We start from the raw sequence: 13823 nt of genomic DNA on the forward strand, positions 1-13823 counted from the left end.
ACGATGTGGGGCGCTTTCGCCTGGCGCTTGGCGCGCCGTGACGGTCAGGCCAGGTTCTTTTCCAGGGCGGCGAGATACCTACCCATGGAGTGGTCCCGCAGGCCGTCACTGGCCGGGGCGAAGGGATCGGCGGTCATGCCCCTGGCCCGGTCTGTCAGGCCGCCCAGAAGCGACATGGAGGTGCGGACCTTGCCTGCCGTGTCGATGTAGCGCAGGGTGTCGACGTGGGTGTAGGCGGGCTCCGGCGGCATCTGCGGAACGACGTCGTTGTTGTTGACGAAGCGGTACAGCCGGTCCTTGAAGCCCTTGTTGCAGGCGGAGGCGAGCAGCCGGTCGCAGGTGCGGGGCTGGCCGAAAGTGTAGATCCCGTCGGCCTGCAGACGTGGCTCCTCCAGGTAGAGGCGGCAGCCGGCCAGCATGGCCAGGGCGCCGCCGAGGCTGTGGCCGGTGAACCAGATGCTCTGACCGTTGTCCCGTAGCTCGGTCAGGCTGTCGCGGACGGCCGGGAAGACGGAGTCGAGCGCCTGGCCGAAGCCGTAGTGGATGTAGCCCGTGCCGGCGGGGCCGGGCCGTGGCGGGGTGGTCGCGTCGGAGAGCCAGTCGCGGATCTGCGCCGGCTCCGTGCCGCGGAACGCGGTGATGATCATTCGCTCGCTGGCGACCGTGTACGCCTGGGTGTCCTCCAGGGGAAAGGGGGGCGTGAAGCGGGTGTGGTGGTGGCGCACGCTGTCGAAGCCCCACTTGCGGGCCTGCTGCTCGATGGTGGATTCGTCCTTGTACGCCAGATCGGCGGCCTGAGCCATCCAATATGCCTGAGCCAGGCTGTATCCGGTGGCGTGGTGGTCGATGGTCGAGGGTACGGACACAGGGGTCTCTCCAATGCGTGAGGCGCGGGGTGAGGGGACGCGCACGACCGGGCCGGCAGAGCACCCCTCGCACGCGCGATGCCACTCGTACCCGCGCAGCCTCACCGACCTGCAACGACGGGCACGTTGGCCACCCGAAAGCGTGACCGCGATACGACGCCCGACGCTGGCTGGCGACCTTGGACGCCGCCCTGGACGCGCTGCCCAACCTGAGCCGCACCAGCAACGGACGCCTGACCGCGACGGCCTCCGGCTACCGCCTGGACGCGCCGACGGGAGGTATACCGCCCCGGTGGCGGTCGTCGCGGCCGGTGCCTGGACCTCCTCGATGCTCACCTGGTACGTGGGAGCGTCCGCCGCCCCCGCTCTGGTGCCTGGATCCGCCCCTACGGCCGGCGCTCTGCGCTTCCTGCTGGATGCCGCCCTCGGGCAACTCCACCACGGTCTGGCCACCACGGCTCTTGACCGGCTCCACCACGGCAACCGGCCGATCGGTCTCGACGGTCACCCGCTGCTCGGTCCCACCGCCCGGCCCGGTCTGTGGGTGGCCACCGGTACCCATCGCTACGGCCTGCACGCCTCCCCGCTGATCGCCCAGGAACTCGCCGGCGCGATCCTCCACGACCGCCCGGCACAGTGGCTCGCACCCTGGCGCCCAGACCGTGCCCCCATCACCGACTGGAGCATCGAAGACGGCGCCCGAGAAGCCGCCGATCACCACCATGCGCTGACAGCCGAGTCCCGGATGCGCCCACCGCTGACGGGCAGTTGGCCGGAGGCGTTGGAGTATGCGTACCGGCACCGCGTGAGCGAGGTCTACGCGGCCATGCCGGAGGGCTATGTCCTGCCCCCCCGACCTTGCCGCACTGGGCTATGAACACCGGGACGCCATCGCCGACGCCATCGCCGCCCTTGCCCGCCGCTATCTGGACCACCTTCCCGCACCGGGCGCCGGGCCGGGCAAAGCCCGGGCGAGGAACAGCCGCTGAGGACCTCAACGCGACGGGCTCGATCGCTCCGCCTCGCTGGGCGGCTCCCCGCGCAGGCGCACCCCGCCCCGCTGCGCGAGCCCGGTCTCACCTGGCCCCCGGCCTGCGTCAGCGGGACCCACGCCGCCTTCCGGCGACGTGGCCGGCAAGGACCGGCCCTCAGCGGCCTCCGCGGCAGAGCGTCCGGGTGATTGTGTGCCGCACGGCGCGCGAGGGTGGGGGCGGGATGGAATCTTCACTGTATGACTCTCATCAGTGGCACATCCATTGCCCGCGTCGCCGTGACGGCCGTCGCGGCAGCCGGCCTCGTGGGCCTGGCCCCCGCCCTTTCCACCGCCGCGCCTGTGACACCGACCGACGTGGTCTGTACGAACGAGTACTCCCCGGTGGTTGGCGCGGACGGGAAGACCTACGGGAACGCCTGTCACGCCGCGGCGGCGGGCGTCGAAGTGATCAGACCGGTGCAGGCTCCCTTCTCCGGAGCCCAGGACCGGCCGAATGCCACCTAGCCTGGCCGGTGAACCGTCCGTCGCCTGACACGACAGCGCGGATCAGGCGACCAACAGCGATCTCGTCTGTTTGGACCTGGGCACAGGTCGGCGCGTGGAGCGGGGCACCGTATGGGAATCGACGAGACCGTGGAACGGGTCATCCCGTCCGCGTGCGAGCAGGTGGCGGCGTATGCCATGGACTGGCGGCATGACGCCGAGTGGACCCAGGGCATCCGCGAGGCGACGCTGACGCGGGAAGCCGACGGGGGCGGGTTCGGAGTGGGCGCCGAGGTGACGCGGACCGCGTATTTCCTGGGCAAGCGGATCGACTATGTGCTGCGCGTGGCCGCGTACGAGCCGCCGGGGCTGTTGGACATGATCTCGGTCGCGGGGCCCATGCCGATGCACGTCACCTACACGTTCGCCCCGCACCCGGACGGCACGCTCGCCCGCATCCGCGTCCGAGGGGATACCGCCGGCTCCTACCGTCCGGCCGCGCCGCTGATGGGTCGCAAGGTCCGCTCCTCGCTGGTCAAGGACCTGCGGGACCTGGAGCGTCACGTGAGCCCCGCCCAGTGATGAACACGCTCCGTCCGACACCGGAGGCTGTGCGGTCCGGCGACCTCATCGCGTGCTTCAGGGGACGGCGGTGGTCAGGCCACCGCCGTCCCCTGAGGCGGAACGGCCGGCATAAGCGGCTCGAACGTCCGCCCTTACCTCTGATCAGTGATCAGCAGCCCGCGCAGGCATATCCGAACACCTGACGAAGACAGCGAACCGAAGGGAACCACATGGAACGAACCGAAGGGAACCACTGGACGCGATATCCCCTCGTCTTCGCGGTGTTCCTGCGGTCTGTTCCGCCCACTTCGGATTCATTTCCCGGGACGGCTCACAGGTGGCCGAGGGCCTTGACCGCCTCGTAGTACTTCTTGGCGACCTTCAGGCATCCCTTGCGCTGGACTTGGGTGTACGGGCCCCACTGACGCTTGCACACGGTCTGCATGTCGTAGTAGAAGGACTCGTCCGCCCGCTTCTTGTGCGCACGGGTGAATTCATGCATCTTCTTGTAATTGCGGTAGCCGAAGTCATGCCGGGCGCAGGACTCCCAGAAATGGAACCCGCCCGGGTTGTCGGTGACGCCGGAGCAGCCGTCGGTCCCCCAGTCGAACCGGTACTTGTCGTGCCCGTCCTGCCACTTGATGCGGGTGTTCTCCCAGAGCGGCATGCCGTACTTTTCGGTTAGCTGGTTGAGTCGCTTGAGCTTCTCCGCCTTGCTGACCGCCGCCGTCACCTGGTGGCTCGCCGTGGTGACGGATGCTTTGGCCGAGTCATCCGCGTGACCGGGCCCGGCGAGCGCCGGGGTGGCCATGGAGAGGACGACGGCGCTGCTGAGTGCGGCGCCGGCCAATGATATTCCCAACTTCTTCACACGTATTTCCTTTTCCCTGCCGTGACCGGGACCGTGTGGCCCGGTAAAAGGACCAGGCTGAGAGCGGGGAAAGGTGGTCAGGCACAGGCGGCGCCCACGTGAAGCCGAAAGCGCGTCCGTGCGGTCTTCCCCCGAACTGGCCGCCCACGAAGGTTAACACGGCATCTTTCGGCCAGAGTAGCCATGCAGGAATTCATCCTCGGCCCCGTTGTTCCCGCAACAATGCGGAATTAATTGTTCCTCATATCTTGGATGGGTGCGGCGAGTGGCGGCTTGCGGCCGGTCCGCCTTCCTCGGCTGTCGGCGCGGGGCGTGCTCGCCCCGGGTCCGGAGCGGTCGGCGCTACCGCAAGATCACAAGTAGCGATAGTGTGATGAACACGGTGGAATGCACCACCAACACTCCGAACAGATAAGGGGGTTGTTCTGGTATGAAACCGCCCAGACGTAGTGGCTTACCCAGAACCTTCGCCGTCCTCATAGCCACGCTCGTCGTCACCCTGGGACTTGCCGCGCAGACCGGCACGGCCCAAGCTGACGACGGCTCGGGCCTGAGCGGCCTGACTTTCACGTCGGTCAACAGCGGCCGGAATCTGGACGTGCAGAACGGCAACACCGGGGACGGCGTCTTCATCGTCACCAACTCCGCGCCGGGCCACCACCAGAAGTGGAACGCCAACACGCGCACCGACGGATCGTTCACCCTTGGCAACGACGACACCGGCAAGTGCATCGAAGCCGGCCTCCCGCTCAAGCAGCGGTCCTGTTCCGGATCGTCGGGCCAGCGCTGGTACTTCCAACCGGTGAGCGGCGCCGGCGACACGTTCATGATTCGCAACGCCGGCGACAACAAGTGCGTTGATGTCGTCCTGGCCGCGCAGTACAACGACGCGTGGACCCAGACCTACGGCTGCAACGGCAGCAAGGCCCAGCAGTGGAAGATTCCCTCCTCCGGAACCGGCGCCGCGTTCAAGGCCGCTGTGGACTACGCGTCCAAGCGCTGCCAGAAGGACGCGGCCACCTGCTCATGGACGAAGGGCACCCAGGCTCCGGCCGAGCCGCTTGCGAAGCAGTGCGTCTCCCCTGTCTGGTACAACGGCACCGAGACGCCGGTGCCGTGGACGTTCTCCCTGAACACCTCCACCGGCTGGTCCAGCCAGCTCGGCGTGTCCTTCACCTCGACCCTCGGCACGGGAGGCGAGAGCCCCGTCCAAACCAGCGTCAGCCTCACCCTCTCCGGTCAGGTCACGTACAACCTGGGTGAGGAACTCGGCAACAGCCTGATGATCACCGTGCCGTCGCACCACTACGGATGGGTGGCGCTGTCGGAGCTGGCGACGAAGGTGACCGGTGAGTGGACCTTTGATGCCAACGGTTTCCCGTGGAAGGCGAAGGACACCGTCACCGTTCCGCTGAAGAGCGACGACCAAGGCCGGTCCAGCATCTATCTGGCGCAGACCAGCCCGGACTTCACCTCCTGCAACAACTGAGGCCAGAAGGTGGGCCCGCACGCCCGTGCGGGCCCACCCCCGTCGGACCGAAGTCAGGCGGCACACTGAAGCGATGAGTGTGCTGATCGACGTCTCGGACGTACCCCTGGATCGCGTCTCCTTCGCGATTTCTCCGCTTGCCGAACTGGGAGCGGTGCTGCATGTCCTGGCCGAGCCGTCTCACCACCCCGGCCTCCTCGAATGGGCCGCGGAGACCAGGGGCGTCCTCCCTGCGGACCTGGCCGACAGGCTGTACGAGGCGGACATCCTCTGGCGCTCCACACGGTCGGATCTGTTTCTGCCCGGTATCGCGGCGGCTGACCTCAAGGAGGAGCTGGACGCATGGGACCGGCTGGACGACGATGCGTTCATCGTCGCCGCGGTGGAGATCTCCTGCGCCACCTCGTTCGCCTGTCCCAGGCCGTCCCCTCTGCACCGTAGGGAGGACCGGCAGCGGACCCGGGAGCTCGCGGCCGCGCGCGGCCTGCGACAAGCGGCGTTCGTCGATCGGCTGCTGGAAGACCCGCCGAAGGTACGGGCCTGGCTGCGTCGGCTCTTGGAGGAATGCGACCAGGTCTTCTTCGGCGAGGTCTGGCAGCGGGTCCGCGGTCAATTGGCCGCCGACGCCCGCCATAAAAACGAACTCCTCAAGCAACGCGGCCTGGAGCAGGCCGTCGCCGCGGTGTCCCCCGCCGTCACCCTGGACAGCGCGCACAGCCGCATCGTGGTCGACAAGCTGCAGGACGGCTGGGTGAAGGGCTCCGGCACCGGACTCGTCTTCCTGCCCACGGCCTTTGGATGGCCACACCTGGTGGTGCGGGACGCCCACGGCGACCGGCCGGTTCTCCAATACCCCGTCGCGGTCTCCGAGCTGCCGCCGACCCTGTCACTGGCAACGGTCCAGCGGCGCTTGGAAGCCGTGGCGCACCCCCTTCGACTGCGTCTTTGCCGGACTCTCGCCCGCGGGCCCCACTCGACCAAGGAGCTGGCGGACGCCAACGGCCTCACCGCGCCGGAGGTGTCCCGGCATCTCGGTGTCCTGAAAAGGGCCGGTCTCACCCACACCCGACGAGAAGGGCGGTACGTCTTCCACGAACTCGACATCGAGCTGGTCGGCCGCCTCGGCGCCGACCTGCTGGGGAACGCGCTGCGCTAGGCACCGTTCAGCGGGTCGGGTGGGAAGCCGATGGGAAAGCGCGTGTCTGTTTGAGACGTTCACGAAGGAGGCGCCGGTACACCCATGAATGTCGTCGATCCTGGAGAATGAGCGGCCGGCAGGACGCGCAGCACGAACGTACGGAAACGTACAGAACGGAGCGGATGATGGCGGCGGGCGGTATAGAGGAGGCCCTGTGCTGGAGAGGTCCGGCCTCGGTGAACGTCTTCGTCGTCGGTGCCGGCACCACACCGCTGCCGAAAGAGGCTTTCCGTCTCGCTGGGCTCACTCCCGACGCCGTTCTGCCGTTCGAGCTGATGGAGCCGCCGGAGGCCATCGCGCGGCTGGGTCTTATGTCGTACGACCTTGATTTCGAGGACACCTCGCTCGATCTCCGCGCGTTCACGCGGGCAGCCCTCAGCCGGGTCTGCGAGGGCACGCGGGCAGTCGCCTGGGCGGCGTTCGAGGGGTCGTTCCACTACGAGGAACTTCTCACCGATCAGGTGGCCCAGCAGGTCTACGGCTACTGCGTGAGCGGCGCCGAGCCGGTTGTCAAATGGGACCTCACCACCTTGCGAGGCGAGGAGTGGAGGTCGCGCGTCGCAGAGGTCCGCGCGGCCTTGGACGCGCTGCTGTCCGTGGGGAAGAGGCCGTACCCGTAGGTGTCGATGAGGACCTGAAGCGGGTTGTCTCGGTGGACTCGACGATGCGGGAATTCGGTGGTTCCGCGGCCGTCAGCGGTCTAACATGGCCCGCCATGCTCACAAACGCACAGATCATCGGGCAGGCCCTGGACCGGATCGAGGCAGGGTACGTCTTTCCCGAGAAGGTCGCGGACATCGGTGTCGCGATCCGGCGCCGTCTCGCGGCAGGGGAGTACGCGGACCTGGACGGGCCGGTGCTCTGCGAGACGGTGACCGCTCACCTTCAGGAGGTGTGCCCCGACAAGCATCTGCGGCTCCTGTGGGTGGACCAGCCGCAGTCGCTGGATCCGGCGGACGAGGACGAGGGGCGGGCCGCGTTCCTCGCGCTGCTCAAGGCGGAGAACCAGGGGGTCCGCCGCGTCGAGCACTTGGACGGGAACATCGGGCTCATCGACATCCGGCGTATCGCGTACGCCGACGAGGGCGCCCGGGCCATCGGCGCGGCCATGCAACTGGTCGCCGACAGCTCCGCGCTCATCCTGGACCTGCGCGCCTGCCGCGGCGGGGCACCGGAGGGGGCGGCGATGTGGTGCAGTTACTTCTTCCCCGACGACCAGGTGCACCTCAACGACATCTACGAGCGGTCCACCGGCGTCACACGCCAGTTCTGGACGACCGCGCACCTTCCCGCGCCGCGCTATGCGGACCGCCCGGTCTATGTGCTCACCAGCGCGACCACGTTCTCCGGGGGCGAGGACGTGGCGTACACCCTCCAGGCGCACGGGCGGGCCGTCCTCGTCGGCGAGACGACACGGGGCGGCGCGCATCCGACGGACCGCCACACGGTCACCGAACACATCCTCGTGACCGTGCCGGCCGCCCGGACCATCAACAGCGTCACCGGCACCAACTGGGAAGGCGTCGGGGTGGTCCCCGACGTACCCGTCCCGGCGGACCGGGCACTCGACACGGCACTCAAGGCCGCACTGGGGCGCCTCGGCGTATAGGCGCGGCCCGCGCCGGCGGTGCTCGCGGGATTCCTGCCCCGGATTCGTCCGGGGCAGGAGTCAGGTGAGGAACCCGCCGACGATGGTGCCGTAGGCGAGGTGTGCGGTGAGCGTGACGATGGGGGTGCCGCGGCCGTAGTTGAGCATGAGGAAGCCGGGTGGTTCGAGCAACGCGACATGGGGGGCGCTGGTTTCGGGCGTTCCCATGCGCGGGTGGACGAGGGGAAGCAGGATGTTGACCAGCGCGGTGGCGGCGAAGAGGCCATGGACGAGGCCGAAGACGGTGCCCAGCCACCAGCCGCTGTGTCCGATGGCGGCGAAGACGGCGTAGTAGAGCAGGGCGAAGATCAGGCCGTTGATGAAGTGCGCGCCGTAGCCCACGGCCTTCGCGCGGGTCCGGTCGCCGGTGAAGGCGGTGCCGAGCAGGAACGGCAGGTCAATGCGGGTGAGGCCGAAGGCGTTGGCCGCGCGCAGGCCGGTGGTCAGTACCAGGGTGCCGGCGAACCCGCCCGCCAGGGCGGCCCAGATGCTCATCGTGTGGCCTCCCGGATGGCGCACGCGGCGCTGATCAGGGCCAGGTGGGACAGGCCCTGGGGCAGGTTGCCGAGGAAAGCGCCGGTGAGGGGGTCGATCTCTTCGCTGTAGAGGCCGACGTCGTTGGCGAGCGCGACGAGTTGGTCCATGAGGGTCACGGCCTCGTCGGTGCGGCCGCATCGGGCGAGGGCTTCGGCGAGCCAGAAGGAGCAGGCGAGGAAGGCGCCCTCGTTTCCGGGGACGCCGTCGGTGCCGAGGTAGCGGTTGACGTAGGGGCCGTCCTGCAAGGCCCGTTGGACGGCGGCGACGGTGCCGCGCATGCGCGGGTCGTCGGGCGGGCGGTAGCCGTGGAGCAGCCCGAGCAGGAGACCGGCGTCGAGGTCGTCGCCGCCGGCGGAGCGCACGTAGCTGTTGAGCCGTGGGCTGAAGCAGCGGGTGTCGACGAAATCGGCGAGGGCATCTCGTTCGCGTCGCCACCGGTCCGCGTGCCGGTCGGGGATGAGTCGCCGCCTCGCCAGGTCCAGGGCGCGGTCGAGGGTGATCCAGCACATCATCTTGGACTGGGTGAAGTGTTCGGGGGCGCTGCGGACCTCCCAGATGCCCGCGTCGGGCTGCCGCCAGGCGGTGCAGACGAAGTCGGCGGTCTCGGCCAGTCGGCGGGCGATGTCGGCGTCGAGGTCGTGGCCCGCGTGGGTGTAGAGCCAGGCGGTCTGGAGCAGTTCCCCGTAGGTGTCGAGCTGGAGTTGGCCGGCGGCCGCGTTGCCGACGCGTACGGGCGCGGAGCCTCGGTGGCCCGCCAGGGGCAGTGTCCGTTCGGGTGCCCGGGTGCCGCCGTTGAGACGGTAGAGGACGTTCAGGCGGGGGTGGGTGAGCTGGGAGGCGTGCATGAGCCACCAGAAGTAGCTGGTGGCTTCCGGGGCGCAGCCCAGTTTCAGGAAGGCGTCCAGGGTGAAGGCGGAGTCGCGGATCCAACTGAAGCGGTAGTCCCAGTTGCGTTCTCCGCCGAGGGACTCGGGCAGCGAGCAGGTCGCGGCGGCGGCGACCGCGCCGGAGGGGGCGAAGACCAGCAGTTTGAGGGCGAGGGCGCTACGCAGTACCGCCTCGCGCCATGGTCCGGTGTAGGTGCGGTCGTCGCTCCACCGGCGCCAGGTGGCGGTGGTGTGGTTCAGGCGGGCCTCGCACTCCGCGCGGGTGGGCAGGACCAACGGTTCTTGGTGCGCGTAGGCCAGCGCGATCAGGGCACTGGTACCGGCATCGGCCCGGAAGCCGGATGCGACGGCGTCGGGGGAGTGCTGCGGCTCGCCCGCGTTCCAGGCGCGGACCGCGACCGCTTCCGGACCTGAGGTCAGGACCGGGACGCCGGCACGGTGCGTCAGGCGGGTTACGTGGGCGCCGTAGCCGAAGCGGGGCCGGACGCTCCAGCGCAGGGGAACGCTGCCCGAGAGGCCGTCGATCCGCCGGATCAGTTCCCGCCCGGGCGCCAAGGAGGCGGTGGTGGGGAGGGCCAGCGCGTCGGTCAGCCGGACCCTGCCGCCCGCGGTGGTGAACGTCGTCTCCAGCACGTTGGTGCCGGGCAGGTAGCGGCGGTCGGTGGTGTAGGGCACGTCGGGCCGGAGGCGGAACCTGCCGCCGCGGACGGGGTCGAGCACGGCGGCGAACAGCGTCGACGAGTCCAGGTTCGGCCAGGCCAGCCAGTCCACCGAGCCGTCGCGGGCGATCAGCGCGGCGGAGCGTCCGTCCCCGATGACGGCGTAGTCCCGTAGCTCCGCGTACCCGTCCACCCGTGCCAACTGTGCGGGGTCCGCGGCGAGCGGTGTACGGCCGGCCCCGGGAGGTGTGACTGCCACCTTGCGAGTCACCTTCTCCGGTGTCACCCGGCCGAGTCGGGTCGGTCGAGGAGGTCGCTCAGGGGTACGTCGGGGTCGGCGAGCCGGGCGGGGTCGATCCGGCGCCCGGAGGTGACGAGGGCGCGCAGGGCGTCGGTGACGTCCCAGACGTTGACGTTCATGCCCGCGCGTACGCGGCCCTCGGCGAGCCAGAAGGCGATGAACTCGCGGGTGTCGGTCCGGCCGCGGAAGACCACCTGGTCGTAGCCGCCGGGTTCGACGTAGCCGGTGTACTCCATGCCCAGGTCGTACTGGTCGGTGAAGAAGTAGGGAACCCGGTCGTACGTGGCGTCCTGGCCGAGCATCGACTTGGCCGCGGTCCGGGGCTGGTGGAGGGCGTTGGCCCAGTGCTCGACGCGGAGGGGCTTGGCGAGCAGGGGGTGGAAGGCGTTGGCGACGTCGCCGGCGGCGTAGATGTCCGGGTGTGAGGACCGCAGGTGGGCGTCGACGCGGATGCCGTTGTCGACCTCCAGGCCGGCGGCTGCGGCGAGCTCGGTGTTGGGGCTGATGCCGACACCGACGACGACCGCGTCGGCGTCGACGCGGCTGCCGTCGCCCAGCAGCACGCCACTGGCCCGCCCTTCGGTACCGGTGATCTCGGCGACCTGGACACCGCAGCGCAGATCGACCCCGTGATCGGTGTGCAGGTCGGCGAAAACCTGGGCGACCTCGTGGCCCAGCACGCGCAGCAGGGGCAGTTCCGCCGTCTCCAGCACCGTGACCTCGCAACCGGCGGCGCGTGCGGCGGCCGCGGTCTCCAGTCCGATCCAGCCGGCGCCGATCACCGCGATCCGGGACGCGGACGCGAAGGCTTCCTTGATGCGGTCGCTGTCGGCGAGCCGGCGCAGGTAGAGCACCCCGTCGAGGTCCGCTCCGGGCACCGGCAGACGGCGCGGTGAGGAGCCGGTGGTCAGGAGCAGCTTCGCGTAACCGAGCCGGCTGCCGTCGGCGAGCGTGACGTCATGGCCGGCCGGGTCGATCGCGGTGACGGTGGTGCCCAGGCGGACGTCGACGGCGTTCTCGGCGTACCACTGGGGAGGGTGGACGTAGACCGTGTCGCGCTCGTCCTTGCCCAGCAGGTAGCCCTTCGAGAGCGGCGGCCGTTCGTAGGGGTACTCGCTCTCCTCGCCGAGCAGCACGACCGGGCCGTCGAAGCCTTCTTCCCGAAGGGTCTGCGCGGCCTTCGCACCGGCCAGACTCGCTCCGACGATCACGAACGCCGAATTCGCGGCCATGGTGTCTCCTCTGCTGCGCTGTGGGCGGTTGAGGTGTTTCCGGGTGTGTCTGCGATCGTGGTCGCAGGAGCTTGTCTGCCGGGGGGCGGCGCCCGGTCGTCCGGAGACTGGCGGCGTCAGGCGGCGCGCTTGGCATGCAGTTCGGTATCCAGTTGCTCGAACAGCTCGTCGCCGGAGGCGGTGAACTTACCGATGCCCTCGTCTTCGAGTACCCGCACCACGTCCTCATAGGACACTCCGACCGCCGCCAGGTCATCGAGTACCTGCTGGGATGCCGCATACGTGCCGTGGATGGTGTCGCCCCGGATACGGCCGTGGTCCGCGACCGCGCGGAGGGTCTGCTCCGGCATGGTGTTGACCACGCCGGGCGCCACCAGTTCGTCGACGTAACGGGTGTCGTCGTAGGAGGGGTCCTTCACGCCGGTGGAGGCCCACAGCGGACGTTGGGGGCGCATACCGGCGGCGGCCAGGGCCTTCCATCGGTCTGCCGCGCACGACCGCTCGAAGTGCTGGTAGGCCAGGCGCGCGTTGGCGATCGCGGCTCGGCCGCGCAGGGCCCGTGCCTCCGGCGTGCCGATCTTGTCCAGTCGGCTGTCGACCTCGGTGTCCACCCGGCTGACGAAGAAGGAGGCCACCGACGCGATGGACGCCAGATCACGCCCTGCGGCGTGTGCCTTGCTCATGCCGTCGAGCAAGGCCAGGAGCACCTGGTCGTAGCGGTCCAGGGAGAAGATCAGGGTCACGTTGATGCTGATGCCCTCCGCGAGCGCCGTGTCGATCGCCTCCAGACCGTTCCGGGTGGCGGGGATCTTCACGAAGAGGTTCGGCCGGTCCACCAGCCACCACAGGGCACGTGCCTCGGCGATCGTCGCCGCGGTGTCGTGCGCGACGCGCGGGTCCACCTCGATCGACACCCGCCCGTCCACCCCGCCGGTGGCCTCGTACACAGGGCGCAGTACGTCGCAGGCCCAGCGCACGTCGAATGTCGTCAGCAGCCTGACGGCTTCCTCGACCCGCACGCCGCGGCGGGCCAGATCGCCGACCTGCTCGTCGTAGCGGGCGCCCGAGCGGATCGCCTTGGCGAAGATCGTCGGGTTGCTGGTGATGCCCACCACGCGCTGGTCGCGCACCAGGTCGTCCAGACCGCCACCGGCGAGGCGCTCGCGGCTCAGATCATCGAGCCAGACCGCCACCCCTTCGGCGGCCAGCCGGTCCAGGTTCTCGCTCATGATCTTCTCCCTTGTGTCAGTGCACGCGGGCCTTCTACGACGTATCGCCCGTAGCGTCCGCGGGCGGAGCGCAGGTCGGCTTCGCGCACGTGTCGGCGGTCGGCCCGGACGGGCGGGGACCGTCGGACGCGGCGCGCAGCTCCACACAGCACCGCCCCGGGCGGGGGCTGAGGACCGCGTCGATCCCGGCGGCCCGCAGCCCCGCGAGGAAACCGCCGAGGAAGGCGTGGTTGATGCCGCACACCAGCTCGGGCGAGCGGGCGGCCAGCGGGTGGAAGGGGCAGTTGAGCAGTCGCAGCTCGGTCGGGGCCGCACGGTCGGGATCGAAGCCGTGCCGCTCCAGCACGGACTCGGCCAGCGTGAGGGAACGCTCGGGGCCCAACCGGCCGGGACGGCCGCAAGCGCGTGTCGCGGCCCCGAGTTCCTCACCCCGGTGGCGGGCCGTGCGCAACGCGGCGGACCGCGCGTCCTCGCCCGCATCCTGGTCGAGGACCGCGTCGACGAGGATCTCCGCGAGGACGTCGGGACGGCGCTCGGGGATGCTGATGCGGATGTCGGTCTCGGCCGGCTCGTAGACCTTGGGCTTACGGCCGACCCGGCGGATCCCGCCCGGGTTGTCGTAGCGGGAGCTCAGCAGCCCGGCCGCGACGAGTTTGTCCAGGTGGAAGGCGGCCAGTTTGGCCGAGATCCCCGCATCGGCGGCCGCCTCCTCGCGTGTCACCGGCCGGTGGGCGCGCCGTATGAGGTCGTACAGCCCGCGGCGCGACTCGTCCGCGAGGACCGAGACCGCTTCTACGCCCGAGGCGGCGGACGGGGGGAGCGAAGCCGGCGTCAGGTCAGAGGTCATACATCGACAGTAACTCCA

Annotated in this window: 14 protein-coding genes; 7 read left to right on the forward strand and 7 right to left on the reverse strand. The window is 69.6% G+C overall.

Annotation, left to right across the window (positions count from 1 at the left end):
- Positions 1-44: 44 nt before the first annotated feature.
- Positions 45-866: a lipase family protein gene (locus ACZ45Z_RS25045; RefSeq protein WP_468366417.1), complete on the reverse strand. Its 822-nt coding sequence runs from the start codon at positions 864-866 to the stop codon at positions 45-47.
- Positions 867-1158: 292 nt separating this feature from the next.
- On the opposite strand from ACZ45Z_RS25045, the gene ACZ45Z_RS25050 reads away from it, so the two are divergent.
- The 3 genes from ACZ45Z_RS25050 (at position 1159) to ACZ45Z_RS25060 (ending at position 2925) form a co-directional block, all read left to right on the forward strand.
- Complete coding sequence (locus tag ACZ45Z_RS25050; protein WP_468366419.1) at positions 1159-1743, forward strand: FAD-dependent oxidoreductase; 585 nt, start codon at positions 1159-1161, stop codon at positions 1741-1743.
- 354 nt (positions 1744-2097) lie between these two features.
- Positions 2098-2364 (forward strand): Kazal-type serine protease inhibitor family protein, encoded by a 267-nt coding sequence (locus tag ACZ45Z_RS25055; protein WP_468366422.1) that lies wholly within the window; start codon positions 2098-2100, stop codon positions 2362-2364.
- 111 nt (positions 2365-2475) lie between these two features.
- Positions 2476-2925, forward strand: coding sequence for an SRPBCC family protein (locus tag ACZ45Z_RS25060; RefSeq protein ID WP_468366425.1), 450 nt, complete (start codon positions 2476-2478; stop codon positions 2923-2925).
- Positions 2926-3238: 313 nt separating this feature from the next.
- On the opposite strand, the gene ACZ45Z_RS25065 is transcribed toward ACZ45Z_RS25060, so the two are convergent.
- Positions 3239-3757: a phospholipase gene (locus ACZ45Z_RS25065; RefSeq protein WP_468366427.1), complete on the reverse strand. Its 519-nt coding sequence runs from the start codon at positions 3755-3757 to the stop codon at positions 3239-3241.
- Between the two features lie 451 nt (positions 3758-4208).
- On the opposite strand from ACZ45Z_RS25065, the gene ACZ45Z_RS25070 reads away from it, so the two are divergent.
- From ACZ45Z_RS25070 to ACZ45Z_RS25085, 4 genes are all read left to right on the forward strand, one after another.
- On the forward strand, positions 4209-5267 hold the full coding sequence (locus ACZ45Z_RS25070; protein WP_468366430.1) for an RICIN domain-containing protein: 1059 nt from the start codon (positions 4209-4211) through the stop codon (positions 5265-5267).
- A gap of 73 nt (positions 5268-5340) precedes the next feature.
- Complete coding sequence (locus ACZ45Z_RS25075; RefSeq protein WP_468366432.1) at positions 5341-6423, forward strand: DUF5937 family protein; 1083 nt, start codon at positions 5341-5343, stop codon at positions 6421-6423.
- Between the two features lie 218 nt (positions 6424-6641).
- Positions 6642-7085, forward strand: a complete 444-nt coding sequence (locus tag ACZ45Z_RS25080) for a hypothetical protein (protein ID WP_468366434.1) — start codon at positions 6642-6644, stop codon at positions 7083-7085.
- A gap of 95 nt (positions 7086-7180) precedes the next feature.
- Positions 7181-8074 carry a S41 family peptidase gene (locus ACZ45Z_RS25085; protein ID WP_468366437.1) on the forward strand — a complete coding sequence of 298 codons (894 nt, stop codon included), beginning with the start codon at positions 7181-7183 and terminating at the stop codon, positions 8072-8074.
- 60 nt (positions 8075-8134) lie between these two features.
- Here the strand turns inward: ACZ45Z_RS25085 and ACZ45Z_RS25090 are convergent, their stop codons facing one another.
- From ACZ45Z_RS25090 to ACZ45Z_RS25110, 5 genes are all read right to left on the reverse strand, one after another.
- A complete protein-coding gene (locus ACZ45Z_RS25090; protein WP_468366440.1) occupies positions 8135-8608 on the reverse strand; it encodes a hypothetical protein in 474 nt (157 codons plus the stop codon).
- On the reverse strand, positions 8605-10455 hold the full coding sequence (locus tag ACZ45Z_RS25095; protein ID WP_468366442.1) for a glycoside hydrolase family 15 protein: 1851 nt from the start codon (positions 10453-10455) through the stop codon (positions 8605-8607). The genes ACZ45Z_RS25090 and ACZ45Z_RS25095 overlap by 4 nt, the downstream gene beginning before the upstream one ends.
- Positions 10456-10478: 23 nt before the next feature.
- Positions 10479-11729, reverse strand: a complete 1251-nt coding sequence (locus ACZ45Z_RS25100; protein ID WP_468366445.1) for an NAD(P)/FAD-dependent oxidoreductase — start codon at positions 11727-11729, stop codon at positions 10479-10481.
- Positions 11730-11845: 116 nt separating this feature from the next.
- Positions 11846-12958, reverse strand: coding sequence for a transaldolase (tal, locus tag ACZ45Z_RS25105; protein WP_468366448.1), 1113 nt, complete (start codon positions 12956-12958; stop codon positions 11846-11848).
- Positions 12959-12992: 34 nt separating this feature from the next.
- The gene (locus ACZ45Z_RS25110; RefSeq protein WP_468366450.1) at positions 12993-13805 is read right to left on the reverse strand and encodes a helix-turn-helix transcriptional regulator; all 813 of its coding nucleotides are present in this window, start codon (positions 13803-13805) and stop codon (positions 12993-12995) included.
- Between the last annotated feature and the right edge of the window lie 18 nt (positions 13806-13823).

The sequence above is a fragment of the Streptomyces sp. NPDC031210 genome (assembly GCF_055570395.1).